Origin of the sequence: Bradyrhizobium sp. CB82 (genome assembly GCF_029714405.1) — a bacterium.
GTDB lineage: Bacteria > Pseudomonadota > Alphaproteobacteria > Rhizobiales > Xanthobacteraceae > Bradyrhizobium.
The window spans coordinates 607,324-633,616 of sequence record NZ_CP121650.1 but is presented as its reverse complement, the minus strand read 5'-3'; the positions used below and the strand labels follow the sequence as shown (position 1 = coordinate 633,616).

General features: G+C 62.9%; 24 protein-coding genes. 5 read left to right on the top strand and 19 right to left on the bottom strand.

What is annotated here, in order from left to right:
- Positions 1-593: 593 nt before the first annotated feature.
- The 7 genes from QA640_RS02975 to QA640_RS02945 are packed head-to-tail and all read right to left on the bottom strand — an operon-like array spanning position 594 to position 8,005.
- Positions 594-1,343, bottom strand: coding sequence for an SDR family NAD(P)-dependent oxidoreductase (locus QA640_RS02975; protein ID WP_283039291.1), 750 nt, complete (start codon positions 1,341-1,343; stop codon positions 594-596).
- Positions 1,343-2,209, bottom strand: coding sequence for a fumarylacetoacetate hydrolase family protein (locus tag QA640_RS02970; protein ID WP_283039290.1), 867 nt, complete (start codon positions 2,207-2,209; stop codon positions 1,343-1,345). Before QA640_RS02970 ends, QA640_RS02975 begins: the two co-directional genes overlap by 1 nt.
- 20 nt (positions 2,210-2,229) lie before the next feature.
- Entirely contained in the window at positions 2,230-3,012 is a 783-nt protein-coding gene (locus tag QA640_RS02965) for a fumarylacetoacetate hydrolase family protein (RefSeq protein ID WP_283039289.1), read from the bottom strand.
- A gap of 11 nt (positions 3,013-3,023) precedes the next feature.
- Positions 3,024-3,905, bottom strand: a complete 882-nt coding sequence (locus tag QA640_RS02960; protein WP_283039288.1) for an alpha/beta hydrolase — start codon at positions 3,903-3,905, stop codon at positions 3,024-3,026.
- A gap of 22 nt (positions 3,906-3,927) precedes the next feature.
- On the bottom strand, positions 3,928-5,739 hold the full coding sequence (locus QA640_RS02955; protein ID WP_283039287.1) for an FAD-dependent monooxygenase: 1,812 nt from the start codon (positions 5,737-5,739) through the stop codon (positions 3,928-3,930).
- 44 nt (positions 5,740-5,783) lie between these two features.
- Complete coding sequence (locus QA640_RS02950) at positions 5,784-6,734, bottom strand: 3-carboxyethylcatechol 2,3-dioxygenase (protein ID WP_283039286.1); 951 nt, start codon at positions 6,732-6,734, stop codon at positions 5,784-5,786.
- Positions 6,735-6,787: 53 nt separating this feature from the next.
- Entirely contained in the window at positions 6,788-8,005 is a 1,218-nt protein-coding gene (locus QA640_RS02945) for an ABC transporter substrate-binding protein (protein ID WP_283039285.1), read from the bottom strand.
- A gap of 116 nt (positions 8,006-8,121) precedes the next feature.
- Between QA640_RS02945 and QA640_RS02940 the strand changes: the two genes are divergently transcribed.
- Complete coding sequence (locus QA640_RS02940; protein ID WP_283039284.1) at positions 8,122-8,907, top strand: IclR family transcriptional regulator C-terminal domain-containing protein; 786 nt, start codon at positions 8,122-8,124, stop codon at positions 8,905-8,907.
- A 337-nt stretch (positions 8,908-9,244) separates the two neighbouring features.
- Here QA640_RS02940 and QA640_RS02935 read toward each other — a convergent pair whose 3' ends face one another.
- From QA640_RS02935 to QA640_RS02920, 4 genes are all read right to left on the bottom strand, one after another.
- Positions 9,245-9,946: an ABC transporter ATP-binding protein gene (locus tag QA640_RS02935; protein ID WP_283039283.1), complete on the bottom strand. Its 702-nt coding sequence runs from the start codon at positions 9,944-9,946 to the stop codon at positions 9,245-9,247.
- A 31-nt stretch (positions 9,947-9,977) separates the two neighbouring features.
- Positions 9,978-11,741 (bottom strand): branched-chain amino acid ABC transporter ATP-binding protein/permease, encoded by a 1,764-nt coding sequence (locus QA640_RS02930; RefSeq protein ID WP_283039282.1) that lies wholly within the window; start codon positions 11,739-11,741, stop codon positions 9,978-9,980.
- An 89-nt stretch (positions 11,742-11,830) separates the two neighbouring features.
- Positions 11,831-12,742 (bottom strand): branched-chain amino acid ABC transporter permease, encoded by a 912-nt coding sequence (locus tag QA640_RS02925; protein WP_283039281.1) that lies wholly within the window; start codon positions 12,740-12,742, stop codon positions 11,831-11,833.
- An 18-nt stretch (positions 12,743-12,760) separates the two neighbouring features.
- Entirely contained in the window at positions 12,761-14,062 is a 1,302-nt protein-coding gene (locus QA640_RS02920) for an ABC transporter substrate-binding protein (RefSeq protein WP_283039280.1), read from the bottom strand.
- A 475-nt stretch (positions 14,063-14,537) separates the two neighbouring features.
- On the opposite strand from QA640_RS02920, the gene QA640_RS02915 reads away from it, so the two are divergent.
- From QA640_RS02915 to QA640_RS02900, 4 genes are all read left to right on the top strand, one after another.
- A complete protein-coding gene (locus QA640_RS02915) occupies positions 14,538-15,485 on the top strand; it encodes an amidohydrolase family protein (protein ID WP_283043099.1) in 948 nt (315 codons plus the stop codon).
- Between the two features lie 16 nt (positions 15,486-15,501).
- Positions 15,502-15,636, top strand: a complete 135-nt coding sequence (locus tag QA640_RS02910; protein ID WP_283039279.1) for a hypothetical protein — start codon at positions 15,502-15,504, stop codon at positions 15,634-15,636.
- Positions 15,637-15,983: 347 nt separating this feature from the next.
- Positions 15,984-16,400, top strand: coding sequence for a hypothetical protein (locus tag QA640_RS02905; RefSeq protein ID WP_283039278.1), 417 nt, complete (start codon positions 15,984-15,986; stop codon positions 16,398-16,400).
- Positions 16,387-17,235: an alpha/beta hydrolase gene (locus QA640_RS02900; RefSeq protein ID WP_283039277.1), complete on the top strand. Its 849-nt coding sequence runs from the start codon at positions 16,387-16,389 to the stop codon at positions 17,233-17,235. Before QA640_RS02905 ends, QA640_RS02900 begins: the two co-directional genes overlap by 14 nt.
- Positions 17,236-17,432: 197 nt before the next feature.
- Here the strand turns inward: QA640_RS02900 and QA640_RS02895 are convergent, their stop codons facing one another.
- The 8 genes from QA640_RS02895 to QA640_RS02860 all read right to left on the bottom strand — a co-directional run bounded on the left by QA640_RS02895 (position 17,433) and on the right by QA640_RS02860 (position 26,199).
- The gene (locus QA640_RS02895; protein WP_283039276.1) at positions 17,433-18,545 is read right to left on the bottom strand and encodes a branched-chain amino acid ABC transporter permease; all 1,113 of its coding nucleotides are present in this window, start codon (positions 18,543-18,545) and stop codon (positions 17,433-17,435) included.
- On the bottom strand, positions 18,542-19,408 hold the full coding sequence (locus tag QA640_RS02890; protein WP_283039275.1) for a branched-chain amino acid ABC transporter permease: 867 nt from the start codon (positions 19,406-19,408) through the stop codon (positions 18,542-18,544). Before QA640_RS02890 ends, QA640_RS02895 begins: the two co-directional genes overlap by 4 nt.
- A gap of 7 nt (positions 19,409-19,415) precedes the next feature.
- Positions 19,416-20,120 carry an ABC transporter ATP-binding protein gene (locus QA640_RS02885; protein WP_283039274.1) on the bottom strand — a complete coding sequence of 235 codons (705 nt, stop codon included), beginning with the start codon at positions 20,118-20,120 and terminating at the stop codon, positions 19,416-19,418.
- Positions 20,117-20,830, bottom strand: a complete 714-nt coding sequence (locus QA640_RS02880; protein WP_283039273.1) for an ABC transporter ATP-binding protein — start codon at positions 20,828-20,830, stop codon at positions 20,117-20,119. Before QA640_RS02880 ends, QA640_RS02885 begins: the two co-directional genes overlap by 4 nt.
- Before the next feature lie 84 nt (positions 20,831-20,914).
- A complete protein-coding gene (locus tag QA640_RS02875; RefSeq protein WP_283039272.1) occupies positions 20,915-22,240 on the bottom strand; it encodes an ABC transporter substrate-binding protein in 1,326 nt (441 codons plus the stop codon).
- Between the two features lie 81 nt (positions 22,241-22,321).
- Positions 22,322-24,151 carry an FAD-dependent monooxygenase gene (locus QA640_RS02870; RefSeq protein WP_283039271.1) on the bottom strand — a complete coding sequence of 610 codons (1,830 nt, stop codon included), beginning with the start codon at positions 24,149-24,151 and terminating at the stop codon, positions 22,322-22,324.
- Positions 24,148-25,050 (bottom strand): intradiol ring-cleavage dioxygenase, encoded by a 903-nt coding sequence (locus QA640_RS02865; RefSeq protein WP_283039270.1) that lies wholly within the window; start codon positions 25,048-25,050, stop codon positions 24,148-24,150. Before QA640_RS02865 ends, QA640_RS02870 begins: the two co-directional genes overlap by 4 nt.
- Before the next feature lie 24 nt (positions 25,051-25,074).
- Complete coding sequence (locus tag QA640_RS02860; protein ID WP_283039269.1) at positions 25,075-26,199, bottom strand: maleylacetate reductase; 1,125 nt, start codon at positions 26,197-26,199, stop codon at positions 25,075-25,077.
- Between the last annotated feature and the right edge of the window lie 94 nt (positions 26,200-26,293).

Below are 26,293 nucleotides of genomic sequence, written 5' to 3'. Positions count from 1 at the left end.
AGCAATCTCTTGTCCCGCGCTGCGCCGAAGATCTTAGTGACGCCCATCCCCAGTGCGAGGACCACTGCGCCGAGGCCGAGCATGCCGGTCGCGCCGCTGACGATGACGCTCGTGCCTGCGCGAGCACCTGCCTTGCACAGCGCCGAGTACGCCGTTCTCAGATAATCAAGCCGGGCCGCAGCCTCATAAGACAGCGACGAGGGCAGCTTCACCAGCGACGAAGCCAGCGCCGCCGGAACCGAGATCTCATCGATCGAAAAGGTGGTGCCGACCTGATGCAGCCGAGCCGCTTTCATGATGGCCATGGAACATCCTTCCCTGATGGTCTGTGAGAGTGAGGAGCATGCGAAGCAGCTCCGCCGCTGCAACCGCTAGGCAGGCTCTTGGATCGCAGCTTTATGTTGTGAAGCTCAGGCGTGCCATCGGCTATGCGGACGACCTTCGCTCCTCAACCTTGCACGGTTGTGCTGACGGTCATCGTTTCCTCCGTAAGCTCTGCAGCGCCTTTTCTCCTCCGACTGTCGAATGATCCACTCCAGGCCACAATGAATAAATGCAAACTGTTCGCGAGGCGAACACGCCGCCGCATCCGGTTAATAGGTCGCCCGTCCCCCCGAGAGGTCGAAAACAGCTCCTGTGCTGAACGAGCACTCCTCACTGGCGAGCCAGCAGACCAGCGAAGTCGCCTCCTCGATCGTTCCGAACCGTCCGAGCGGAATCTTCGACAGCATGAACTCGATGTGCTGGGGCGTCATCTGGTCGAACAGTGGCGTTCTGATCGCGGCCGGCGTGATGCAGTTGACTCGGATGCCGGTTGCGGCCATTTCCTTGCCCAGCGATTTGGTGAGCGCGATTACGGCCGCCTTGGATGCGCTGTAGGCCGACGCGTTTGGATTGCCTTCCTTTCCTGCCACGGAAGCGACGTTGACGATGCGGCCATAGCCTCCCTTTTCCATCGCACGCACCGCCGCGCGATTGCAGTAGAAGGACCCGTTGACGTTGACATCGAAGACCTTGCGCCAATCGCCGCCCGAATAGTCCTTTACGGCTCCGTTCGGCCCCGTAATGCCGGCACTGGCGACCAGAATGTCGAGCTGGCCGCCCAGCACATCGATGGTTCGCTGCATGGCAAAAACAACAGCGCCTTCCACCGCGACATCGACTACTTGTGTGTCTGCGGCGCCGGCATCCGCTGCTGCAGCAGCGAGGGCGGCGGCGTTCAGGTCCCACATCGAGACGTGGGCACCTTCGGCCGACAGGCGTCGCGCCACATCGCGGCCAATGCCGGACGCAGCGCCAGTCACCACGGCGACGCGCCCCTCGAATCTATCCTTGAAGATCATCACCGCGGCTCCAGAGTCGCCGACCATTGGCAGACCCGCTGACGCTGCGTCCCAAGGCCCTGGATGCCGAGCGTCATGACGTCGCGCGGCTTCAGGTAGACCGCAGCGGGCTTCTTGCCCATGCCCACGCCCGGCGGCGTGCCGGTCGCAATGATGTCGCCTGGCATCAGCGTCATGAAGCGACTGACGTAGCTGACGATCTCGGCGCAGTCGAAGATCATGGTCCGGGTGCTGCCCGCCTGCATGCGTTGGCCGTTGACGTCGAGCCAGACGTCGAGCGCCTGGGGGTCGATGACCTCGTCCGTGGTCACCAGCCACGGTCCGACAGGACCGAAGGTATCGCAGCCCTTGCCCTTGTCCCACGAGCCGCCGCGTTCCATCTGGTACTCGCGCTCGCTCACGTCGTTCACAATGCAGTAGCCGGCGACGTAGGCGAGCGCGTTGGCGCGCTCGACGTAGGAAGCTCGCGTGCCGATCACGATTCCAAGCTCCACTTCCCAGTCGGACTTCTTCGAGCCCTTCGGCAGAACGACATCATCGTTCGGTCCGCAGAGCGAGGTGATCGCCTTCTGGAAGACGATGGGCTCGGAGGGCAGCGGAAGGTTCGCCTCCGCGGCATGGTCGGCGTAGTTGAGCCCGATCGCGATGAACTTTCCGACGCCTGCGACCGGCACGCCAAAACGCGGCTCGCCAGCGACGAGCGGCAGCGTGGATGGAGCGATCGCGGCGATCTTTTGGAGCGCTGGACGCGACAGGTTGGCGGGGGTGAGGTCGGCGATGACATTCGACAGATCGCGCAAGCACCCCTGATCGTCGACGAGCCCCGGCTTTTCGGCGCCTGGATTGCCAAATCTGACGAGTTTCATTGGTGTTCCTTCGGATGTGCTCAGGCGAAGCGCGCCGAGACGGTGCCAAGCCCGGCGATATTGGCCTCGAAAGCATCGCCCGGGTTCACCGGCACCATCGGGCCGAGCGCGCCGGAAAGCACGACGTCGCCGGCGCGGAGCGGCCGCTTGCGACGGGCAAGCTCGCTGGCGAGCCAGGCCATCGCGTTGAGCGGATTGCCTAGACAGGCCGCGCCGGTCCCCTTCGACACGACCTCGTCCTTTCTCGTCATCTGCATCTGGAGAGCACGGAGATCCAACCCATCCAGCCGGCGGACGGGCCCCCCGAGAACGAAGAGGCCCGACGAAGCGTTGTCGGCGACGGTATCGACGATGCCGATGTCCCAATTGGTGATGCGGCTGCCGACGATCTCGAGGGCCGGCATCGCGTAGGCCACCGCCCTGAGAACGTCGGCCACCGTGGGCACCTCGACATCGACGTCCCGATCAAGCAGGAAAGCCACCTCCGCCTCGATCTTCGGCTGAAGCACGCGCCCCGCAGCGACAGGCTCGTCCTCGCCCACGATCATGTCCGCGAAGAGAACTCCGAAATCCGGCCTGTCGACGCCGAGCTGCTTCTGCACCGCGCGCGATGTCAGCCCGATCTTGCTTCCGACCACGCGCCGGCCTTCCTTCTCCCAATGCGCCGTGTTCTCCTGCTGGATGGCATAGGCCCCATCGACGTCGAGGTCCGCCAACTGCGGCCGAATGGGCGCGATCGGTGTGCCGGCGTAAGCGGCGCGGATCTGGGCGGCGAGTTCGCTGTGCTTGGCTTGCTGGTTCATCTGAAAGATCCTTATTTGCCGGTCCGGAGGAATTCGATGTGGAGCCGGTTGAACTGCTCGGCGTCCTCGAACTGGGGCCAGTGGCCGCAGCGGTTCATGACGACGAATTTCGAGCGCGGAATCATGTCCGCGATCTGCTTTCCCTCCTCGGGCGTCGCAGTCGGATCGTGCGAGGTCCACACGACCATGGTCGGCGCCTTGATCGAGCGATATTGATCGGCGGTGATCATGTTGGGCCGGCGGATTTCCATCTCCTGTAGGCACATGATTCGCTTCATCGTGTCGGCGAACCCCGGCTGTGCGTAGATCGCGCGACGGGTCTCGATCAGATCGTCCGAGACCATGCTCTTGTCGCACATCAGGAATTCGAGGCGAGCCTTGATCCGCTCCCAGGAGGGATCGGACGCGGCCTCGTTGGACAGCTTTTTCAGCCGCTCCATCACCTGGGGATGCGCAGTCCAGCCGCCGGCTGTGTTGAGGACAAGCTTCTCGACCGCAGCCGGACGATGCACGGCCAGATATGTCGCGACCCAGCCGCCCAACGATTCACCGCTGACCATCGCCTTATCTCGGCCGAGCGTCTTGAGGACGGAGAGCACATGGTCAGCGTAGTCCTTGACCTGGTAGTCGATAGCCGGCTTGTCGGTCCACCCGTGGCCCAGCATGTCGATCGCCACGAACCAGAAGTGATCGGCGTGCGGACCGAAGTTTCTCGAATATGCCTCGGCATGGCCGCCGACGCCGTGCAGCGCCAGGACGAGCGGTTTGGAAGGGTCGCCGGACTCGATGCAGCGGGTCCGAATTCCGCCAGCGTCGATGAAGTGCTGCCTGAAGGAAACGCCCCTCAGATCGGCCCAGACGCTGGAAAAGTTCTCTGGTCTTTTGTCGCTCATAGCTGGACCTCGTTCGTTGATGTCAGGCGAATAGCGGCGTACCGCTGGGCTTCGACGGAGAGGACGCTTTCTCGCGCGGGACAGCCGAGAGGTCCGTGAGATCGAGGACCGTCCGGATGGCCGCGCTCAGCCGGTCGAAGGCTGCGCTCGCGTCGGACGTCCCCTCCATGTCGCGCCAGGCGACCACGCCATCCGGGCGAACAAGCAGAACTCCGGCTTCATCGATCTCCCGGAGGCGTTGCCACTCGCAATAAAGGTCCTGTGCCTCAGGCGAACCGGTCACCACGATCCGGAGGAACGGCAGATCGAGGCGGAGCGCTGCTTCTTTCCATGCTGCGCCGGCGAGGCCGGTCACAACGGTGAAGAGGCCCTTTCCGGTCACGTCGAGCGTCGAGACGCGCAAGCCGTCACGACCGACGAGCCATGCATGCGGCATCTTGGCGCCCGGGCGCGACGTCGGTTGATTGTAGAGGCCGCGATCTCGCCGCCACTCCTCCGGCTTGGCACCGACGTCTGGAATCACGGCCGAAGATTCGTACCGCTGGTTCATCTCGGTGCCTTGGGCATTGAACTCCGTCTGCTTCAGGTCCAGCGCTGCTTGCGCCGCCTTCCGCGCGGCCACGCCATCCGGCCCCGGATCGCGGAAGCGCGCGATGCCTGCAGCGACCGGGTTCTCCGCGCCCTGCACCCTGAAGCATGCGTTCAACGGGGCGTAATCGAGCCGGGATTGGTTTGCCCGCAGCACGATCTGCTTTCCGACCGGCGCCCGCTCCTGCGAGTAGCTTTCCAGCAGCTTCGGACCGGCCCAGCCCTTCACCGAGTAGGCGAGCTTCCAACCGAGGTTGTGGGCGTCCTGGACGCAGGTGTTGTTGCCCAATCCACTCGACGGCGGGTGCCGGTGGACCGCATCGCCGCCGCAGTGCACCCTGCCTTTCGAATACTGCGTCACATAGGCCTGGTTCACGTACCAGATCGATGTGCGTACGATGTCGATGTCGACGGATGGGTCGCCGATCAGAACTTTTATCTTCGGAATGATCGCTTCCGGCGATAGGTCCGGCTCGCCCTTGCTGATGTCGAAACCCCAGCCGGCGATCCACTGGGTCCACGGATGCACGGCCCGCAGCAGGCCCATGCCGATCTCGCCGAAGCTCGCATCCGGCGTCACGATCCAGTTCAGGATGCTCGGCCGATGTTTGCTGTATTTGGTCAGGTCACAGTTGAAGACGGTGTAGACGGTGCCGGCGCGCGCCATCTGTCCTTCGATCGGCAAGCCGAGATGGTCCACCACCATCGAGCGCGCGCCATCCGCGCCGACCATATAACGCGCGCGGACGGCGTACTCTCGCCCATCGAGACGATCGCGCAGCGTGGCCGTCACGCCGTCAGCATCCTGCTCATGCCGGACGTACTCGGTGTTGAACGCGAAGGTCGCGCCCTTCTCGGCCGCCTTCTGGAACAGAATTGGCTCGAGCAACGGTTGGATGATGTCGACCATGCCGCAGGGGCTTGCGCGCAGATAATCGCCGCGGCGATCGTCGCCGGTCCCCCACGTCCGCATCCGGATCAGCTCGGCGCCGGCCAGGCTGGTCGTGAAGGTCGTGTCGCCCATGAGCTCCCAGGGGCTCGCGTACCGGGCCACATCGTCCGCGATCCCGAGATCGCGGAAAACCTCGTTGGCGCGCTGGTTCGTGATGTGGGCGCGCGGGCTGTCGGCCATCCAGTTGCCGCGCGATACGATGTGACTGCGAACGCCGCAATTGGCGAGCGCTAGGGCGGTCGTCGAGCCCGTGGGGCCGGCGCCGATGATGAGCACGTCCGTTTCGTATGCCATTTGCCTGCTCCGCGAAGCTTCCGCATTCGCGCGGGGTTAGTCGATCAATGAGAGCCGTCGGCCTGTCTGGCCGCCATCATCGCCATGCCGGCGATCCAGCCCGGAATAGCTTCGTAGAATTCCTGCTCCATCTTGAAGTGGCCGCCCGTGGAAAAGGCCCCGAAGGCGGCGACCCATGCGAGCACCTCGTTGGCGCCGCGCCCCGCGACTTCGCGGACCTTGCCGGTGTCGAGCGCGTCGGCGCGCCAGATCTGACCGCTCCGCAGGATTTCCATGAACTCCGCGTCCCATTCGGGGTTGAGCGGCTGGCACGGCCCCTTGCCCGCCTCGGCGAGAACACCTGCCTCGAGCACGCGCTTCTCGCGGGCTTCCTTGGCCTCCGCCGTCGGATTCCGGCCGTTGATCAGGCGCTCGCGGATTTCGGGCGGTGCATCCTTGATCGATGGAAGCGGTGGATCGTGCGAGAGGCCGCCGGACGCGGCAAACAGCACCCGCTTGCCGGACCGCATCGCGAAACGGCCAACGGATTCACCGAGCTGGCGGGCCCGGCGATAAGTCGGGACCGGCGGCGCGGCGGCGTTCACGAAGATCGGCAAGATCGGGATGGACTTGAAGTCCCCGAACATCGCTTCCCACAACTGGACGAAGCCGTGATCGACCGGCATGCGGTAGGACACCGCGACGTCGAAATCATCGGCCCGCAGGTGGTCGATGAGCTCGAGTGCCGTCTGCTCCGGAACGTCCAGCGGGCCCGTCCCGCCTCCCCAGTCGCCCAGCGAGACGGCTCCCGCCCCGACGCAGAAAGAGGGCATCAGATCGTAGAAGAAGCCGTTGAAGTGATCGGGTGCGAACTGGATGATGTAATCAGGCGCGAACTCTTTCACGAAGTTTCCGAGACGTCCGAACGCGGTTCGGACGCGTTGCTCGGTCTCATTGCTGGCGGGCCCCTTGTACATCAGGGGAGTATGCGAAGCGCAGACGATTGCGACTGACATGGGCGAATTCCTTCGAACGCCGAGTTGATCTGTCGAACGATGGCTGCGGTCGGCTACTTCTTCACCAGCGGGCATGGGCTTTCAGCAAGCGGGCGATTGACGGATTCACCGGGCAGCGTCTGCACGACGTTGTAGAGATCCCAATCGCCTTTGTTCTCTCCGGGCTTCTTCACCTGGAGCAGGTACATGTCGTGGATCATCTTGCGATCTTCGCGGATGTAGCCGTCGGCCGCGAAGAAATCGTGCACCCGCTCCTTTTCCATCTGCTTCATCACCGTCGGTGCGTCATCGGTGCCGGTCGCCTTGACCGCCTTCAGGTAGTGCGCCACGGACGAATAGACGCCGGCGTGGAAGCTGGTCGGCATTTGCTTGGCCTTCGCGAAGAATTTCTCGGCCCAGGCCCGCGTTTCGGAGGTCCGGTCCCAGTAGAACGGGGACACTTCGTAAGCGTCATGCGCGATTTTCAGACCGACTGCTTGCACGTCTGTCAGCACCGATTGCAGCGGCACGATCTTGGCTTTCGCGCTCAGCCCAAATTCATCGGCCTGCTTCATCGCCGTCACGGTATCGCCGCTGGAAGCCGCGATCGCGATGACGTTGGCGCCGGCGCTGGAGGCGGTCAGCAGAAAGGAGGCAAAGTCGGACGTGTTCGGCGGAAACACAGAGTTGCCCACCACTTGGCCGCCGTTGAGCTTGACCTGCTCTGACGTATCGCGCGTCAAGGCATTGCCGTACGCCTGATCGACAGTCAGGAAGTACCACTTGGTTCCACCTGCATCGATCACGGACTTGGCTGCGCCCTTTGCGAGATTGTAGGTATCGACCGTCCACTGCACCGTGAGCGGCGAGCAGGCCTTGCCGTTGAAGTCCGACGAGGTCGATCCCGAGAGCAGCATGATCTTGCTCTTCTGCGCGGCCAGGTTCTGCACGGCGAAGCCGATCGGCGAGCCCTGCATGTCCGCAACGGCATCGACGCCTTCCACGTCGAACCAGCGGCCAGCGATCTGGGATCCGATGTCGGGTTTGCCGGAATGGTCGGCCGAGATCACTTCGACATTCAGGCCAGCGCCGAAGTCCTCGGCGGCCATCTGGGCGGCGACGACCGAGCCCTTGCCGTTCGCCATGGAAGTCGGACCGGCGATGTCGGTCAGAACGCCGATCTTGACCTTGCCATCGCTGAGCTTCGGAGTGCCTCCGGCGGTCTGCGCCGCCGCCGGCGCCGCCAAGGCCAGACACACGGCCGCGGACAAATAAAAGCTTGAATGAGCCATTGTTTCCTCCCGTCGCCGCCTGTTTGGGCGTGCGGCGGATGGATTGCCGCCGATTGAACTATGATTCCATCTGAGTCTGTGAAATGTTCGCACTGCGAACACGTCCGGAGACGATCATGCACCGCAACGTCAGGTCACTTTCCCGCGGGTTGGCCCTGATCAACGAACTCAATGCGAGCGGGCCATCGAACGTCGTGCAACTCGCGAAGAGGACCGGTCTCAACCGGACGACCTGCTATCGCCTGCTCGATACGTTACGCAGAGATGGCTACGTGACATTGGACGAGACGAACGCCTTGTTCACGTTGACGCCACAGGTGCGCACCTTGAGCGAAGGGGTGTCTTCGCGTGACCTGTCGAGCCAGGCGGCTCTGCCCGCGATGTTCGGCCTTCTCGATGATGTCTCATGGCCAAGCGACTTCGGGGTCTTCGAACTTGGCTCGGTCCTCATCCGGGAGAGCACGCATCCCTTTAGCCCCTTCTCGGTTCACCGCTCGATGGTAGGCCGCAGAAGATCCTTGGTCCGGAGCGCGCTGGGCAAGGCCATCCTGGCCGCCTCGACGCCTGCGCTGCGCCGAGAGATGCTCGCGCTGACGGCCTCACTTGTCGAGGAAGACGCAGGCTTGGCGAAAGATCGTCGCTTCATCAACGAAGTCCTCCTGCAGACGAAAGAAGATGGATACGCCTCGTCTGTCGGTGGATCGGAGGCTGGCATCAGCGCCATCGCGCTGGCCATTCCGGGTGGTGGCCCCGTACTCGGCAGCCTCAACCTCATCTTTTTCTCGTCGTCGATGACGCCCGAGGTCGCCGCAAAGAAGTATTTGCCCAGCATGAAGGTCGCAGTCAAAGAAATCGAGAGGCGATGGTCTGCGGCAAACAAAGCCCGGGGGAAGCCGCCATAAACGCGCCGCGAGCAGGAATGTGGGGAAAGGTGGTAGCGAGGGAGCGCTACCGCCTTTCCCCACACCAGCCTATCCGCCCGAGCCAAAATCTGGTCGACCGTCAGTTGACCGCCGAACCTGATATGCATGTTGCGCTGCTCCAAATCTCGAATCAGTCGGTCCGCGGTCACGGGATGCTTGAGACCTGCCTTAAGATTACCCGCCGGTTTGCGATGGAATATTGGCGCAAGTCAGTCCACGGTACACGCGATCATTCAGCGTCTCCCCCACCGCTGAGATCGCAGCGGCAATTTCAGCGTTTGAACTATCGCGTGCCATCGTTAACTGAGGGCAAGCATTAAAACAGTTCCCACCACTTTTCTCGTCCGCGATTCTCGAGCTCGCGGGCTGATTCTTCGAGGATAATCCTTCCTGACCGTAAGACGTAAACACGATCGGCGACCTTAAGCGCGGCGGCGATATTCTGCTCAACCAGCACGATCGAAACCCCTTCGCTTGCGAGCCCGCGAACCCGAGCCATAATCTGCTCTGCGATCGCAGGCGAAAGGCCGAGGGACGGCTCATCGAGCAGGAGGAGGCGGGGGCGGTGCATCAGCACCATCGCCAAGCTCACCATTCGCTGCTGTCCGCCGCTAAGAGACCCGGCGAGTTGATGCGCGCGCTCGCTCAGAATTGGAAAATCATCATACGCTTCCTCCAAGCGCTGTTCCCGTAAGACACCCTCAAGGCCGCGCCCACTCAGCCGGAGATTTTCGAGGACCGTCAGGTCGGGAAAGACGAATCTTTCGGATGGAATCATGCCCATCCCCAAGGCGACGGCGTCGCTTGCCGCATGCCGATCGTCGAGAGGCTTTCCGTTGAAATAAAGCGAGCCGCTCCAGATCGGCTGTAGTCCGTAGATCGCCTGGAGCAGCGTCGTCTTTCCCGCACCGTTGTGGCCGAGGATGGCAACCGCCTCGCCCTTCTTCACGTTCAGACCGACGTCATCGAGCACGCGCTTCTTGCCAAAGCCCGTGCTGATACCCTTGACGAGAAGCATCGGCTCGGAATCCTTCGCGACCGATCCGGTATCAGACGGTGCCAAAGTAGACCTCCGCAAGCCGCGGGTCGGAGGTCAGCTCCCTGATCGTCCCCTTGGCTGTGATGTGACCGAGCTCCATGAAGAAGACCGTATCAGCCAGCCGCTCTACCACGTGCAGACTGTGCTCGACGATACAGATGGTCTTGCCCCGATCGCGCGCATAGACCACCAGCTCGAGAAGCTTATCGACCCAGCGGGCGTCGATGCCGGAGGCGGGCTCATCGAGTAGAAGCACATCAGCATCCGTCGCCATTAGCCGGGCGAAGGACACGAGTTTTTGCTGGCCATAGGAGAGCGCCCCGGCGGCCGTGCCGGCCACGTCAGCGAGACCTACCAGCCGCAGATGCTCCATGGCGCCGTCGCGCTCCGAGCGCTCGGCCCGTGCGGCGCGACGTGGATGCAGGAAGAGATCGCTGAACTTCTCGGCACCGCTCCCTCCCTCGATCCTGCGCATGGCAAGCATGACGTTCTCCAGAGCACTCATGCGGGCGAAGAGTCGAACGTCCTGGAACGTGCGGGCCATCCCTTTTCTGGCGACCGCGTCGGGACCAAGCCCACACAATTCCTGGCCGTTCAGCTTTATGCTGCCGCTATCGGCTGCGAAGGCGCCCGTCAAAAGGTTGAATACCGTCGTCTTGCCTGCTCCATTTGGCCCGACCAGTGCCGCGATTTTTCCGGTTTCCAGGTCAAGGCTGAGATCGCGGCAGGCGACAATACCGCCAAACTGCTTGCTCAGACCACGCACTTCGAGAATGGGGCCAGCGCCAGCCGGCGGCTGAAGTTGCGACGGGCGCGAGGAACCAATGTCCACCGCTTTCGTCGCCGCCGAGGAGCGCACCGAAGGAGGCGCCACGCGTTCTGCAGCGCGTGCCGGGAGCAGCGATACCCCCTCCGGCAGCAAGCCTTGCGGGCGGACGCGCACCAGGATCGCCAAGCCGATGCCGTAGATCACTAGCTGGATCAGGAACGCGTTGCCAGGCTCCAACTTGACCACGTTTTCGAGAATGGGTTGAAGGAGTTGGACGACAGCGGTTCCCAGGATTGATCCGACGAAGTTGCCGAGGCCGCCAAAGATGGTCATGGCGAAAATCTTGAGCGACACATCCAACCCATAAACACTTGGCGAGACGATCTGGTTGTAAAAAAAGAGGAGTACACCCGCCAGTCCGGCGAAAGCCGATGTGACGGAGAATACGATAACCTTGAATATATAGACGTTGTGTCCGAGCGCACGGGTTGCCACCTCGTCGTCGCGGATGCCGCGCAGGACGCGTCCCCATGCCGATTGCCCCATGCGCCAGCAAACAAAGAAAGTCGGCGCCGCGAATCCTATCAGCGGCAAGGTCCATTGGGTTGGGAATAGAAGCGGACCGCCGGGGATCGGCCACAAGTCGGCCGGCCTGCTGGCGGTGATTCCGTAAGCGCCGCCGAGTTCGGCAACCGCACCGACGATAGCAAGGACAATTGCTGAAACGGCGATGGTCAGGAGAACAAGATATTCGGGCCGCAATCTCAACGCGGGCAGGCTCATGAGGAGCCCAATCAGTCCCGCGCCAAACGTGCCGGCGGCAAGGCCAGGCCAAAAGCTGAAGCCTGCATTGGCCTGCAAGTATGCCGCCGCATAGCCACCTATCGCTCCGAACGCCGCATGCGCCACCGATACCTGGCCGGCGTATCCGATCAGCAGATTTAGCGAGATCGTGAAGATGCTGAAGATCAGGACAACGTTGAATATGTCGATCCAGTAGTCCATGCCCGCTCTAGACCTCAACCCGGCCGCACAGGGTGAAATAAATTTTTCCAGGCCACGTGCCGCGCTCTTTAAAGTTCATCCTGCACCTACTAGCCGCGCGAACGCGCACCGAGCGACAACCACCGGCGCAGGCCTGAGATTTCGGTTGGTTGAAGCGAGAGATAAATGAAGAGCACCGAAAAGACGACCAGCGCCGACCACTGCGGCGCTACCCACAGACCGCTCAAGCTCTCGACCAGTCCGATGAACAATCCGGCAAGGCCAACCGTGAGGGGCGAACTGCGCGTTCCTCCCAGAAACGCGACGACGAAGGCAAAGACAACCGGACGGTCGCCCATATTGGGAACCACGGCGAAGCGAGCGCCGTTGAGGATGCCGGCGACGCCGGACAGGAACGAGCCAATGGCAAATACGACGAGATACAGCCGGTCAGGTTTGAGCCCGATGATCCGCGCCAGGAACGGATTGCCGCGCACAGCTTTGATGGAACGCCCGAGATCAGTGAAGTTGAGGGCGACGGTCAGCAATCCGATCAGCAGCCAGGATGCGAAGACGATGAAGAGGTCGAGGGTGGTGAAGGTCACCCCTGCGACCGCGAAGGGCCGCACCTCAAACAGATAAATGGACCGGCTGAACGCGGTCCACATCAACGTCATTAGGTTGCCCCCGGCAATCGTTATGCCGAGCGCTGAAATGAAAACGGTCAGAAGCGCCAAGGCTCCTGAGGAACGTGCAAGCGGACCATAGACCCACCGCTCCAATGCCACTCCGAGCGCCATCGCTGCGAGGAGACCGGCTCCCGCAGCCAGCGGCGGCCAGACGCTCAACGAGCTTTCCAGCACCGACATTATGTAGGCTGCGAGTACAAATGTGAGCGCGTAGGCATAGTGAAAACGCCCTACTACACCGAGGATAAGACCGAAGCCGACGCCCAGCAGCGCATAGAAGCAGCCGTTGATGGCGCCGGCTACGGCGAGTTGTGCGATCTGCTCAAACTGCACGGGAGCGTTACGCGGACGTTATTTGACCAGCATGAAGTTGGCGCCACCTAGATCGAAATAGGCCAGCGGAACCGGATCGCCCTTGTTGGCTCGATAGACTCCGAGCGGCCGTGAAGTGACCGAGTGCGTCTTGGTATCTAGGGTGATGACACCCGGCTCGGCCGCCTTGCCCCCGTAGATGCTCTTGAACTTCGGATCGTCCACCAACGCCTGCTGGAGCTGCTCGCCGTTGTTCACGTCGCCACCCTTGGCGATGACCCGCCGAATGAGATCCCAGATGGCGAACGCGTCTTCGTAATAGTTTGCCGCATAGATCTCCGGCTTGAGGTTGAACTGCTTGGTGTAGCTGTCGATGAACAACTTTGCCCAATCGTTGGTGGGCTTGTTGGCGTCGAACCAGTCGGTGGCGAAAATCATCTCGTCATAAACCGGACCGGCAACCTGCGCTGCGTCGGAAACGTATTCCGCCACGATCGTCGGTTTCGTGAGACCGGCGTTGGCATACTGCTTCATGAAGTAACCGGGATCGACGCCGATCAGGAACATGAAGACGGCGTCGGGATTGGTTGCCTTCAGTCGCGCAATCGTCGCCGAGTAGTCGGTCGCACCGATCGGCGCGACTTCCGTGCTGGCGAGTTCATGGCCGGTGGCCTCAAGCGCCTTCTTGAAGTTCTTCGTGACGATTTCGTTGATCGGCCCCTGGTCGATGAAGACCATCGACACGCGTTTGATCGACGGATCGGTCTCCTTCCAGTACTTTAGCGCACCGATAAAGTCGTCATCCGGCTCGATGGCGCGCATACCCCAGAAGTAGGGCTTGCCTTGGCCGAAATCGCTGGTTCCGCCGCCACCGTCCAGCGCGAGAATCTTGTACTGCTCAAGGCCAGGGAACATCGATCCGATGACGCCGACATAAGAGGTGAGCGCGGCGGGCACCCGGGCAATGCCTAGTTCCCTCGCAGCGCGTGCGCCAGCCTGCGCATCGGCGGATTTGTGGTCCTTGAAGATTAGTTCGATGTCGGGCCCACCCGCCGCCTTTATCTGCTCGACCGCGAGCTTGGCGCCGTTGCCCTGGATGCGACCGTAATAGGAACCCGGACCTGTCAGCGCCAGGACAATGCCGAGCTGGAATTTGAGTCCCGTACCAAGCGCCTTCGCATCGAGGCCCTCTATTCCGAGAAGCTTTTTGATTTGGTCCGGGGTCGCGGAATCCTGTGCCAAGACAGGTCCACTAGCCACAAGCGACCCAAAACAGGCCGCGACCATCAGTTTGATCGCGCCGCGGCAGAAGGCGTCGAAGCCGTTATTGGTAAATTGCATCACATCCTCCCACAAGGCCGTTTGTACGTTTATGCGGTGCCTCGTCGGGGCGGTGGGGTACACCCTCGCCTCAAGGGCCTCCGTGACATTCGCGCTGGACACTGCGCTGCAATTTGTGATCAAAGATCATTGATTACGGCCACTAAGTCAAGGGGACAAGAGGCAGGCGCCGTTAATTGGTCGCGCAGGAGCAAGGACCGTGACCATTCATAGGGGGTTCGCCCATGCATCGTGCTGGACGGTTCGAAGAAATTGAGGGACCGGCGCTCTTCTTTTCCTTCCAGGTCGCGAGCTTCGTTACCGGGGCGCAATACACACTGACGGCGGCCAGTTACTCGGTCGCGGCGACAGGAGAGAGGACATGACCGGAAAAATAGGCGCCAAGATCGGCGAAACAGAAACCGAAAAGCAGATTCTATTCGCCGTCAACGAAGACTGGCTTGCGCTCCGGCGAGAAGAACCGATCGAACCGGAAATGCCGATCATCGACCCACATCACCATCTCTGGGATCGGGGGTCGCGGTACCTTCTCGAAGAGCTGAAGGCCGATATCGATGGAAGCGGCCACAACGTCGTTGCCACCGGTTTCGTCCAGTGCGACTCCATGTATCGCGCCGATGGCGACCCGAAATTTGCACCGATCGGCGAGACCGAGTTCGTCAACGGCATAGCCGCCATGAGCGCCAGTGGTCTCTATGGCCCAGCGCGACTGTGCGCCAGCATCGTGAGCTATGCCGATCTCTTTCTAGGGCCGGAAGTCGACGCGGTGCTGGAAGCGCATCTGAATGCGGGCGGCGACCGCTTCAAGGGCGTCCGCCAGTGCTCCGTCTGGGATGCGGACAGCACGATAAAGTCGACACCGATGGATTTTCCGAAAGGCCTCCTGCTCGATTCCAATTTCCGCAGCGGCTTTGCGCGTCTTGAACGCTACGGCCTTTCTTTCGATTCATGGATCTATCACCATCAGATCCCGGAACTCGCCGATCTTGCGCAAAAGTTTCCCGACACGACTGTCGTGATCGACCATATCGGCGCTCCGCTTGGAATCGGCGCCTACGCCGGCCGGCGCAACGACGTCTTTGCCGAATGGCGCAAAAACATCCAGGAGTTGGGTAAAAATCCCAACGCCTACGTCAAACTGGGCGGCATGGGGATGCATGTTTTCGGGTATGATTTCGAGAAGCGCAGCGCGCCGCCCGGTTCGCAAGAGCTGGCCGAAATCTGGCGGCCCTACGTCGAGACGTGTATTGAGGCCTTTGGGCCCGATCGCGCAATGTTCGAAAGCAATTTCCCGGTGGACAAGCGCTACTACAGCTATGGCGTGATGTGGAATGCCTTCAAGCGGCTCGCTGCCGGATACAGCCAGAGCGAGAAAGAAGCGCTTTTCCGGGGCTCGGCACGACGTGCTTATCGTTTGAACTAGATAGTCCCGTTGCGCCATGGTGCATCACTCGCCGACCCTCGAGGCGGTTGGACAAGTAGGGCGGATGGAAGACCTCCAGGCCGTAGGCGTGCTCAAGCAGGAGTTTGAGTATCGCGACATCAGCGGGGCTGTGCTCGCCAAGATCGACTAGACACTCCCCGGGAAAAGGAAATACCCGTTTAACCTCCATCTCGGCCAGGATCGGCTTGCGGAGGTGATCCTTTCTCACGTGCAACGGTTGCCTCTGTCGCGTCGTCGCCGGGGGTGCGCTCGTGGCGGTCGAGTTCGCCGTCATCCGGAACGAAGGTTATCCCCTGCTCCAAAACCGTAACCGGCACGCTGTGCTTCGCCAAAATAAGGGCCAAGGTCAGTCCAACCGGACCTGCGCCGTTACAGTAACCCTGTCATTGCTCATGGAGATTCCATTCTCGCCGCTTGACTCGATATGATCTTTGATCACAATATCGATGGTCCGAGCCTCTAGACGGGGAAAGCAGCGTGGCTGAAGGCTGGCCGGAATTGATGCGCGGGATTGACGGAGCTGCCTTCGTTGCGGAGGTCAACGCCGATCCTGAGTTCCGCCTCGCAGCACGCTACTGGAACGCGAAGGTCGGGTTAAATTTCCCACCCAACAACCTGGTCTTGGCGTTCGAGAATGGCGCATTGATCGAAGCAGGCCCAGGCGACACAGCCACTGCCGACATTCGACTGACCGCCCCGGAGGGCAGCTGGTTAGAATTCCTCAAGCCGGTCCCATTACCATTTCATCACGGCATGCTGCCGGCGATCGTACGGCAGGGCTTTGCGCTCGATGGCGATGTTGTTCTTTGGACGACCTATTACGGCGCGCTCTCCCGTGTCTTTGCGATTATGAAGAACACTCGTAAATGGACAGGGATAGATGGCTCGATTTGACAAGGCCGTCGGCCGATACGTTTACCTGACCGTGGAAGGGGTCGATTATCGCGTATATTTCGAAGAAAGCGGCAGCGGAATCCCCCTCCTGTTGCAGCACACTGCCGGGGTCGACGCGCGCCAATGGCGGTTCTTTCTCGAAGACGAAGAGATTACGAGAAATTTTCGGTTGATCGCCTACGATCTGCCCTTCCATGGCAAGTCCTTGCCACCTTCGTCCGAGCGGTGGTGGGAGCAAGAGTATCGGTTGACCGAAAGCTTCCTAAAAGAATTCATCCTGGGCCTTTCCGCGGCGCTCGAACTCGACCGACCGGTCTTTCTCGGCGTTTCGCTTGGGGGCTACATTGCCACTGACCTTGCGCTGACCCACGCGGACGCCTTTCGGGCAATTATCGGGTGCGAGGTCTCAGCCGAATTGCACGGACTTGACAATCCGCTGTTCTTTCATCCGCAAATTAGCGACGCCGCGAAAGCCGCTCAGATGTATGACGCTATGGGCCCGGAAAGCCCAGAAGCGTGCAAGCGAGAGTCGACATGGCTCTTTTCTCAAGCCGCTCCGCCGGTCATGCTGGGAGACCTGTACTACGTCTGTAATGAACATGACCTGACTGAAACAGCGCACAAGATTCGCACCGATCGAACGCCGCTCTACTTGCTAAACGGCGAGTATGACTTCGTTATGCCGCCGTCCCACGGTAAGGCGCTCTCTGACCAGATCAAAGGGGCACGTTTTTCGTCTATGGCCGGTCTAGGCCACTTCCCAATGATTGAGAATCCACCGCTCTTCCGACGCCATGTCATGCCGATACTGGAAGAGATACGACGACTATTCTGAGAATAGGAGCGCTCGTAATGCCACCGTCGATGATGATGGCCACATCCGGCAAGCAAGGAGCGGAATTACCTAGCGGGTCGATCACTCGAAGGTAGCGGCTTTTAGGCTACAAAACCTCTTGGATGCCTGAACACATCCTTCGCAATGACGCGCTGGTGGCGTTTCTCAACGGACGAGGATACCCGACACAAGGTCGGTCACAATGGCGTTGGACTAGACTCGCTGCGGCCGAGCCGGCTTCGTGTCGGGAACAGCTGCAATTGCCAGCGCCGAGCCGCCGCGCCCCACACGCCGGTGGGCATGAACAACATGATCAGGATAGCGAGCGTGCCGAGCACGACCAGATAGAGACTGCCATACTGGGCGAGGTAGGTGACGAGCCCCCACAGCAGCAGCACGCCGACCACCGGACCTTCGATGGTGCGCACCCCGCCGATCACGACGATGAAGATGACATAGGCGGTCCAGTCGGTGACGCTGAAGGCCGCATCAGGCGAAATACGCGCCTTCTGCAAATAAACCATGGCGCCGACCATGCCGGTGGCGAACGCGACCGCGATCCACAGCACGTGGCGAGTCCGCGCGGTGCGGACGCCGACGCTGCGCGCGGCCGCTGCGTTGTCACGGCTTGCGGCGAGCGCAAGGCCGTGGTGCGAACGCATGAAGGCGTAGATGCCGAGCGTGACCAGCACGGCGAGCAGCAGTGCCAGCCAGTAAACCAGCACGTCACGCGCGGCCGCCGGGCGCAACCCGAGCAGTGCCTGCACCGCCTTCAGCCCAAGCATCTGCGAGAGCTCGCTGGGCGAGACCGACATCCCGGTGCCGCCGCCGAGCGACTTGAACTGGGCGCAGATCAGCCGCAGCGCTTCGGCGGCGACCCAGCTGCCGATCGCGAAATATGGACCGTCCAGCCGAAACAGCAGCGGCCCGAGCACCGCCGCGACCAGCGCCGCGAACAGTCCGGCCAGCGGGATCGCCGCAACCGGATCGAGCCCCGCCATCACGATGGCGGCAAAAAGCGCATAGGCGCCGAGCCCGACAAATGCCTGCTGCCCGACCGATACCAGCCCGCCCCACCCGGCCAGCACGTTCCAGAGCTGTGCCAAGGTCAGCATGGTGAAGACGAAGATCAGATCCTGGATCAGGTTGCGCGAGGCGATCGCGGGCAGCGCTGCCAGCGCCACGATCAGCGCGATGCCGGCCACGGCCGCGACGCGCGACAACCGTGTGCCGACCCGAACCCGCCACACCGGCGCGTCCGCCGGGCGCGGCTCGCGACTTGCCGGGATATGGATGCTTTCGACGCTCATGTCCGCCTCGCCGGGAACAGGCCGCGCGGCCGCACCATCAGCACGACAAGGAAGGCGAGATGGCCGGCCAGGATCTGCCATTCCGGATTGATCCGCCCTCCGATCGCCTGCGCCAGCCCGAGCACGATGCCGCCCGCCAGCGTCCCCCACAGGCTGCCGAGCCCGCCGATGATCACCGCCTCGAATGCGTAGAGCAGCCGCGCCGGTCCGATCGACGGATCGAAGCTGGCGCGGATACCGAGCACGACAGCGGCGATCACCGACACTGCGAGAGACAGTCCGACCGCGATGGCGTAGACATTGCGCTCGTTGACGCCCATCAACTGCGCGATCTCGGGGTTATCCGCAGTGGCGCGGAAGGCGCGGCCGAGCGAGGTACGATAGAAGATGAGCTGGAGCAGCGCGACAGCGGTAACCGCTGTCACCAGCGCGGTCAGCGGTGCCAGCCCGACGCTCAGGCCGGGGGTGAGCGCCACCGATGAGGATTCGAAGGCGCCTGCCTGCAGCCGGCGGCTGTCGGCGCCGTAGCCGAGCAGAAGTCCGTTCTGGATCACGATCGACAGGCCGAAGGTGACGAGCAGCGGCGGCAGGATGTCGTCGCCGAGCACCCGCTCCAGCACCAGCCGCTGCAGCACGAAGCCGAGCACGAACATTGTGATGACGACCAGCAGGGATGCGGCCGCAAGCGGCAGACCGAGCGCGGTGGTGGCGCTGAGCACCAGATAGGCGGCAAGCAGGATCAGATCGCCATGCGCCAGATTTACCAGGCGCATGATGCCGAAGATCAGCGACAGGCCGAGCGCGAACAGCGCATAGACGCCGCCGAGCAGCACGCCCTCGATGACGGTGTCGAACCCGCTCATCGCTCCCTCATGCTCCGAAATAGGCCGCGCGGATGGTGTCCTGATCGACATCCCTTGGCCGTCCGCTCAACGTCACCCGTCCCTCCTGCAAACAGTAGAAGCGATCCGAAGCCCGCAATGCGCGGGCGATGTCCTGCTCGACCAGCACGACGGCGGTACCGCCGGAGCGGATCTGCGGCAGCATGCGGTAGATGTCCTCCACCACGATGGGCGCGAGGCCGAGGCTGATCTCGTCGCACAGCAGGACCTGTGGGTTGGACATCAGCGCGCGGCCGATCGCGACCATCTGCTGCTGCCCGCCCGACAGCGCGGTGACGGCGCCGCGCCGCCGCTCCTTCAGCACCGGGAACATGCGGTAGACCGCGGCGAGATCCCACGGTGCGCTGCGTTCGCCGCCATAGGCGCCGATCAGGAGGTTCTCCTCGACGCTGAGCGAGGGAAATAGCTGGCGCCCCTCCGGCACCAGCGCGAGGCCGAGCCGGACGATGCTGGCGGCGGACGCATCGCCGATCGCCCGTCCCTCGAGGCGGATCGCATCGGGACGGTTCTTCACCAGCCCCGCCAGCGATTTCAGCATGGTCGACTTGCCGGCGCCGTTGGCGCCGATCACTGCGACCGCCTCGCCCTCGGTCAACTCGAAGTCGATGCCAAACAGCGCCTGGAAGTCGCCGTAGAACGCATCGAGCGCCGTGACATTGAGCAGCGCGGTCATGCCGGCACGCCCATATAGATGGTCTCGACCTCGCGCGAGCGCATCACCTCGGCTGGTGCGCCCTGGGCGACGACCTTGCCAAAGTTCAAAACGACCAGCCGCTGCACCACCGCAAGCAGCGCATGCACCACGTGCTCGATCCAGATGATACCGACGCCTTCGGCATGGATGGTGCGGATGGTCTCGACCAGTTCGTGGCATTCGGCATCGGTGAGGCCGCCCGCGATCTCGTCGAGCAACAGCGTGCGCGGCCTGGTGGCGAGCGCCCGCGCCAGTTCGAGCCGCTTGCGATCGAGCAGCGGCAGGCTGCCCGCAAGCCGATTGGCCTTGGCTTCAAGGCCGGTCAGATCGAGCATGCGGCCGCAATGCTGGATCGCATCCGCCTTCGATAGGCCGCCGCCGAACAGCGCGGCGACCGCAAGGTTCTCGAACACCGAGAGATGGTCGAACGGTTGCGGGATCTGGAACGAGCGCCCGAGGCCGGCGCGACAGCGCGCCTCGGGCGAGAGACCCGTGATGTCGGCGCCATCGAGAACGATGCGGCCGGCATCGGGCCGGAGCAGCCCGGTGATCAGGTTGAACAGCGTCGATTTGCCGGCGCCGTTCGGCCCGATCACGCCCAGCGCCTCGCCGGAGGACAGCGTCAGGTCGATCGCGTCGGCAACGACGAGGGCGCCGAACCGTTTCGAGATGGCCTGGAGTTCGAGCATGGTCGCCCACATCCGGTTTCGGCGGAGAGGAGATGCGCAGCAACGCCACGCATTCTCTTCCTTCGATAAATCAGCCCGCTTGCGTTAACTCAGCGCCTGCATGTCGCCGCCGAGCGGAATCTGCGGCGCCAGCTTATTGTCCGTGATCACCATGTTGTACTTGTCGCCGCTGAGCCGCCACTGGCCGCCGACCAGCGGCGTCTTGGCGATGTTCTTCGCGGCGAACGGCAGCACAGCACCGGAGCCGAACTCGATCTGGCCGACGATCGTATCGAGCTTGGTGGCGCCGATCGCCTTCGCGAGCGCCCCGCCATCCGCTGGGTCGCCGGAGCGCTTGATGGCGTCGATCGCGACCTCGAACAGCGAATGCACGAAGCCGATCGGCTGGGTCCATTGCTTGCCGGAGGCCTGCTCATATCCCTTGGCCAGATCAGCTGCGCTGACGCCGCTGAGGCTCGATTTGTAGGGATGCGACGGCGTCCACCACACCTCGGTCGAGATGTTATTGCCGCCCTTGCCGAGCGCCTGCACCGAGGCCGGGAACAGCAACGCCTTGGCAACCGATACGACTTTCGGTTTCAGCCCCTTCTGCCGCGCCTGGTTCCAGAACGTGGTGAAGTCGGGCGGGATGATCACGCCGGTGACGATCTCGGCATCGGCACCACGAAACGCCGCGATCTGCGAGCTGAAATCGTCGGTGAGGTTCTGGAAGCGGCCGGGATCGGTGAGCTTGTAACCCTGCTTGGCCAACACGGGCGGGAAGCCGATGGTGGTGTCGCCCCAGGCGTTGCCGTCGGCATCGTTGGGAAACAGCGCGCCCACCGACTTGTTGGTCGCGACCTGGTTCCACATGCTGGTGAAGACCCCGATCACGTCCTCCAGCCCCCAGAAATAGTGGAAGGTGTATTCGAACGGCTTCCAGCTCTTGGGATCGCCCGGATTGGCCTGCCGGCCGATGAAGTTGGTCTGCCACGGCGCAACGCTCGAGATGCACGGCACCTGCTCGAGCTCGCACTGCGTCGCCACCGGATTGTTGGTCTCGGGCGTGGCGCCGACCACGATCAGCCCGACATTGTCACGGGTGATCAGCTCCTTGGCGACCTCGGCGGCGCGGTTCGGATTCGACTGACTGTCTTTTGTCACCACCTCGACCGAGTAGGTCTGTGATCCGACCTTGACGCCATCCTTGATGAACTTTCTGAATTCGCCGAGCACGAAATCGTCAGCTTCGGCAAAAGCCGCCAGCGGACCGCTCTTCGGCGAGACATAGCCGATCTTGATCGGCTTGTTGGCCGCCCGCACCGCCGGCGCGAACAAAGTCGTCGAGCCCGCGGCTGTGAGCCCACCGGCGATGCCCTGCAGCACACGGCGGCGATCGAAAGGCTTTATGTTCAATAGGTCCTTGGTCATTTTCCCCTCCCTTGAGGCGAGCCGGTCTTCAAGCCGGCTGCCGTTCATTCCATTCTGAAAAATGATCCGCGCCGCGTCGCATCACGCGGCGGCGACGGACTTCGCCTGCGCCTTCGCGCTACGGCCGAGGATCTGGCCGAACACGTCGAGCAGCACGTCGGGGGCATTCACTGCCGCCTCTCTGGCGCGCCAGGCGACATACATGTCGGGCCGCACCAACACGCACCCGTCCTCGTCGACTTCGCTCTGGCGATACCAGTCGGCATAAATGTCGAGCGCATCGCAGCCTTGCGGGCCGATGGTCACGACGTCGACTGGCAGGCCGTAGGCCTTCTCGATCGCGGCAGCCGCCGCCTTCCAGCCATCGCCCCCGATCCCGGTGAGCAGCGTGAAACGACCCTTGCCGGCAAGATCGAGCGTCGATTTGCGCTGGCCCTGATGCTCGACCCAGACATGCGGCAAGTGCGCGCCGGGCCAGGTGGTGGCCTGATAATAAAGTTCGTGATCGCGGCTGAAGGCCGGCATCGGCGTGCCGTCGGACACCACGGCGGTCGAGCCATAGCGCTGGTTCAACTCGACGCCGTGGCAGTTGAACTCGTAGCTCTTTTTGGCGATGGCCTCATAGAGCTTCTTGCGGCGCGCCTTGCCCTCGGCGGTCGGCGCCTTGCGCGCGGCGATCGCCTTGCGCGCCTCAATCGGATCGGTCGAGGCGACAAGTCCCACCGCCTCGAAGATCGGCGGGAAGTCGCCGATGCTCTTGTTCGCACGGGTCACGATCTGTTTGCCGACCGGCTGGCGCTCGGCCGAATAGGTCTCGAGCAGCGACGGCGCCGCATGGCCCTCGAGCACCAGCTTCAGCTTCCAGCACAAATTAAAGGAGTCCTGGATCGAGGTGTTGGAGCCGAGGCCGTTGGTCGGCGGATGGCGGTGCACGGCATCGCCGACGCAGAACACGCGGCCGGACGCGTAGTGGCCGGCATACATCTCGTTCACGGTCCAGGTCGAGGTCGAGCGAACCTTGACCTCCAGCGTCTCGTCGCCGACGAGATTGCGCACGATCGAGATCGCCTCGTCATTGCTGAGCTTGCGCTCGCCCTGCTCGATGTCGTAGCCCCAGATGATCAGCCATTCGTTCCAGGGCCGCACCATGCGAATCAGGCCGGCGCCGATGCCGCCGATCTCAGCGCCCGGCTGCAACACCCAATAGAGTACACTCGGCCTGTGCGCGACGTATTTGCTCAAGTCCGCCTGCACGATGATGTTCATGCTGCCGGCGCGGCCCATCTGACCCTCCATCGGCAGCCCGATCACCTCGGCAACCCGGCTGCGGCCGCCATCGGCACCGATCAGATACTTCGCGCGGATCTGGTAGGTCTCGCCGGATAGCCGATCCTTCACCGTTGCCGTAACGCCGTCGGCATCCTGCGCCAGGTCGACGAACTCGGTGTTGAAGCAGAGCGAAGTGCCGCGCTGGCCGGCGGCCTCGATCAGGATCGGCTCGAGCAAATTCTGCGGCAGGTCGCAGATCCGGGTCGGGCTGGCGAGATCGTAGTCCGCCTTGCGCGAGGGATGATTACCCCAGGAATAGAGCCGGCCGAACTCCTCGCCGGCGAGGCTTTCACAGAACACGTTGTTCGCCATCAGATGCTGCGGCGTCGCCTGCGCCACCGCCTTGTCCTCGAGGCCGAGATCGCGCAGCACCTCCATCGCACGCTGGTTGGTGATGTGGGCGCGCGGCGTATCAGCCAGCCAGCCATATTTCGTCACCAAGATGTGCTTGACGCCGTACATGCCGAGCAGCGCCGCCGCCGTCGCGCCGGCCGGCCCGCTGCCGACGACAAGCACGTCGGTCTCGATTGGTTTGCTGGTCATGATCTTCTCCTTGGTCGTGTTGTTGGTTGCGATCGTCATTCCGCGGCCATCATCGGCCGGGGCACCAGCCCTGCGCCGGGCTTCATCTGGAAGTCGTAGGTCATCAGGTGCCACGGGCCGGAGACCCGCTCGCCGTTCGGCAGCGCTGCTTCGTTGCGCGGCTCGACGCGCGCGACGAGCTCGTCCTTGACGCCGAACACCACGTCGCTGCGCAGATATTGGTCGCCATCGAGGAAGACGTGGGTGATCAGCGGCTCGTAGCCTTCGGCCTTGACCAGGAAGTGCACATGCGCGGGGCGCATCGGATGACGCTCCGTGGCGGTGATGAGATCGCCGACCGGACCGTCGGTCGGGATCGGATAGCTGCACGGCAAGATCGTGCGGAACGAGAAGCGGCCGTCGGCATCGGTGACGAAGCGCGCGCGTAGCGACGGACCGTGGGTCGCGTAATCGGCCTTCTGCGAATCGTAGAAGCCGTCGTCGTCGGCATGCCAGACGTCGATCTCGGCACCGGCGAGCGGCCTGCCGGCGAGGTCGGTGACGCGGCTCTGCACGAACATCACCTCACCGTCGATGCCCTCGGAGATATTGGCACCGTGCGGCGTAATGCGGTGCTCGCCGACATAGAACGGGCCGAGCACCGTGGTCTCGGTCGCACCCTCGCGCTCGCGGTGATTGACGGCGTCGACCAGCATCGAGACGCCGAGCACGTCGGAGAGCAGGATGAACTCCTGGCGCAGCGGCGTGCAGGTCTGGCCGGTGCGGGTCAAGAACTCGATCGCCTGATTCCATTCCTCGAAAGTGAGTTCAGTGCGGCGCACCAGATCGTGCAGCGATTTCACCGTCTCCTCGATGAGGAACTTCAGCCGCTTGTTCGGCGTGTTGGCGAAGCTGCTGATCACCTCGTCAGTGAGGTTATGCTCGTTGAAATTGGCCATTGTGTCGTCCTTGATCCCTGAGGTTCAATCCTGCGCGGGCGCATCGCCGCGCCACGCTGCCGCAATCAATTGCTCGACCGGTGCGCGATCAATCGGTCTCGGATTGGCATATGGCCTGCGCACCGCCATCTCCGCGGCGCGTGCGATGCCGTCCTCGGGCATTCCGATGTCGCCGAGCGCGCGCGGCAGCGCGAGCTGCCGGGCAAGGTCAAACAGGCCCTGCGAAGCATTGGCGCTATGCAGCGCCCGCGCGGCGCGAGTCATGGCCTGAGGCGCGGCGGCGGCGTTGTAAGCGGCGGCGTGCGGCAGCACGATCGCGTGAGTTTCGGCATGCGGCAGGTTGAACATGCCACCCAGCACGTGGCAGAGCTTGTGGTGCAGCGACATGCCGACCGCGCCGAGGCAGATGCCGCACAGCCAGGCGCCATAGAGCGCATCGCGACGGGCGCCGGGATCGGCGGGCGCCACCATGATGCGCGGCAGCGCGCGGGCAAGCGCGGCGATGCCATCCTCCGCCATCAGCGAGGTCAGAGGATTGGCGTCGGGCGCGTAAAGCGCCTCGACGGCGTGAGCGATCGCGTTCAGGCCGCTGGCGGCGGAGATGTGCGGCGGCAGGCTGATGGTGAGATCGACGTCGTAGATGACGGTATCAGGCACCAGATCCTGGGATTGCTGCGTGGTCTTGATGCCGTTGCTGGTCTCGCCAAGAATCGGCGTCATCTCGGAGCCGGCATAGGTGGTCGGCATCGCGATGTGCGGCAACCCCGTGCGCAGCGAGAGCGCCTTGCCGAGTCCGACCGTCGAACCGCCGCCGATCGCGACCAGCCCGTCGATGTCGCGGGACTCCACAATCCCAAGCGCTTCGTTTGTGACTTCAACCGGCGTATGCATGCGTGCGCCGGTAAACAGTCCGGCGAGCCTGTTACCGAGGCCTGGGCCAAGCCGTCGCCCGAGGTCGTGCTGCTCGCTTGTGGTTAGCACCAGCGCCCGCTTGATGCCGAGGCGCTCTGCCTCCTCGCCGATGCGCGCGGAGGTCCCGGTACCGAACAGGACGCGATATTGCTGCGAGCAATAGGCAAACGCGCCCTTGCCGGCATCACCGGCCGTCGCAACGGACGCGCCTCCGGCATCGGCCAGCGCGATGCTCATGGCAATCCTCCCAAGCCGGCGAACCGGCGATCTCATGTCGTTGGGAGGAGCCTAGGGGCGGGCTGGCGCGGCGGGCCTGCACGAAACCGAAGAA

Coding starts and splice junctions, on each gene's coding strand:
- QA640_RS02870 (WP_283039271.1), bottom strand. CDS start 24,151: ATGACGATCGCAACCAACAACACGACCAAGGAGAAGATCATGACCAGC.
- QA640_RS02950 (WP_283039286.1), bottom strand. CDS start 6,734: ATGTCAGTCGCAATCGTCTGCGCTTCGCATACTCCCCTGATGTACAAG.
- QA640_RS02955 (WP_283039287.1), bottom strand. CDS start 5,739: ATGGCATACGAAACGGACGTGCTCATCATCGGCGCCGGCCCCACGGGC.
- QA640_RS02920 (WP_283039280.1), bottom strand. CDS start 14,062: ATGCAATTTACCAATAACGGCTTCGACGCCTTCTGCCGCGGCGCGATC.
- QA640_RS02940 (WP_283039284.1), top strand. CDS start 8,122: ATGCACCGCAACGTCAGGTCACTTTCCCGCGGGTTGGCCCTGATCAAC.
- QA640_RS02930 (WP_283039282.1), bottom strand. CDS start 11,741: ATGGACTACTGGATCGACATATTCAACGTTGTCCTGATCTTCAGCATC.
- QA640_RS02860 (WP_283039269.1), bottom strand. CDS start 26,199: ATGAGCATCGCGCTGGCCGATGCCGGAGGCGCGTCCGTTGCGACGGCC.
- QA640_RS02945 (WP_283039285.1), bottom strand. CDS start 8,005: ATGGCTCATTCAAGCTTTTATTTGTCCGCGGCCGTGTGTCTGGCCTTG.
- QA640_RS02970 (WP_283039290.1), bottom strand. CDS start 2,209: ATGAAACTCGTCAGATTTGGCAATCCAGGCGCCGAAAAGCCGGGGCTC.
- QA640_RS02915 (WP_283043099.1), top strand. CDS start 14,538: ATGCCGATCATCGACCCACATCACCATCTCTGGGATCGGGGGTCGCGG.
- QA640_RS02865 (WP_283039270.1), bottom strand. CDS start 25,050: ATGGCCAATTTCAACGAGCATAACCTCACTGACGAGGTGATCAGCAGC.
- QA640_RS02975 (WP_283039291.1), bottom strand. CDS start 1,343: ATGATCTTCAAGGATAGATTCGAGGGGCGCGTCGCCGTGGTGACTGGC.
- QA640_RS02880 (WP_283039273.1), bottom strand. CDS start 20,830: ATGCTCGAACTCCAGGCCATCTCGAAACGGTTCGGCGCCCTCGTCGTT.
- QA640_RS02910 (WP_283039279.1), top strand. CDS start 15,502: ATGGTGCATCACTCGCCGACCCTCGAGGCGGTTGGACAAGTAGGGCGG.
- QA640_RS02960 (WP_283039288.1), bottom strand. CDS start 3,905: ATGAGCGACAAAAGACCAGAGAACTTTTCCAGCGTCTGGGCCGATCTG.
- QA640_RS02935 (WP_283039283.1), bottom strand. CDS start 9,946: ATGCTTCTCGTCAAGGGTATCAGCACGGGCTTTGGCAAGAAGCGCGTG.
- QA640_RS02875 (WP_283039272.1), bottom strand. CDS start 22,240: ATGACCAAGGACCTATTGAACATAAAGCCTTTCGATCGCCGCCGTGTG.
- QA640_RS02885 (WP_283039274.1), bottom strand. CDS start 20,120: ATGACCGCGCTGCTCAATGTCACGGCGCTCGATGCGTTCTACGGCGAC.
- QA640_RS02895 (WP_283039276.1), bottom strand. CDS start 18,545: ATGAGCGTCGAAAGCATCCATATCCCGGCAAGTCGCGAGCCGCGCCCG.
- QA640_RS02900 (WP_283039277.1), top strand. CDS start 16,387: ATGGCTCGATTTGACAAGGCCGTCGGCCGATACGTTTACCTGACCGTG.
- QA640_RS02890 (WP_283039275.1), bottom strand. CDS start 19,408: ATGAGCGGGTTCGACACCGTCATCGAGGGCGTGCTGCTCGGCGGCGTC.
- QA640_RS02965 (WP_283039289.1), bottom strand. CDS start 3,012: ATGAACCAGCAAGCCAAGCACAGCGAACTCGCCGCCCAGATCCGCGCC.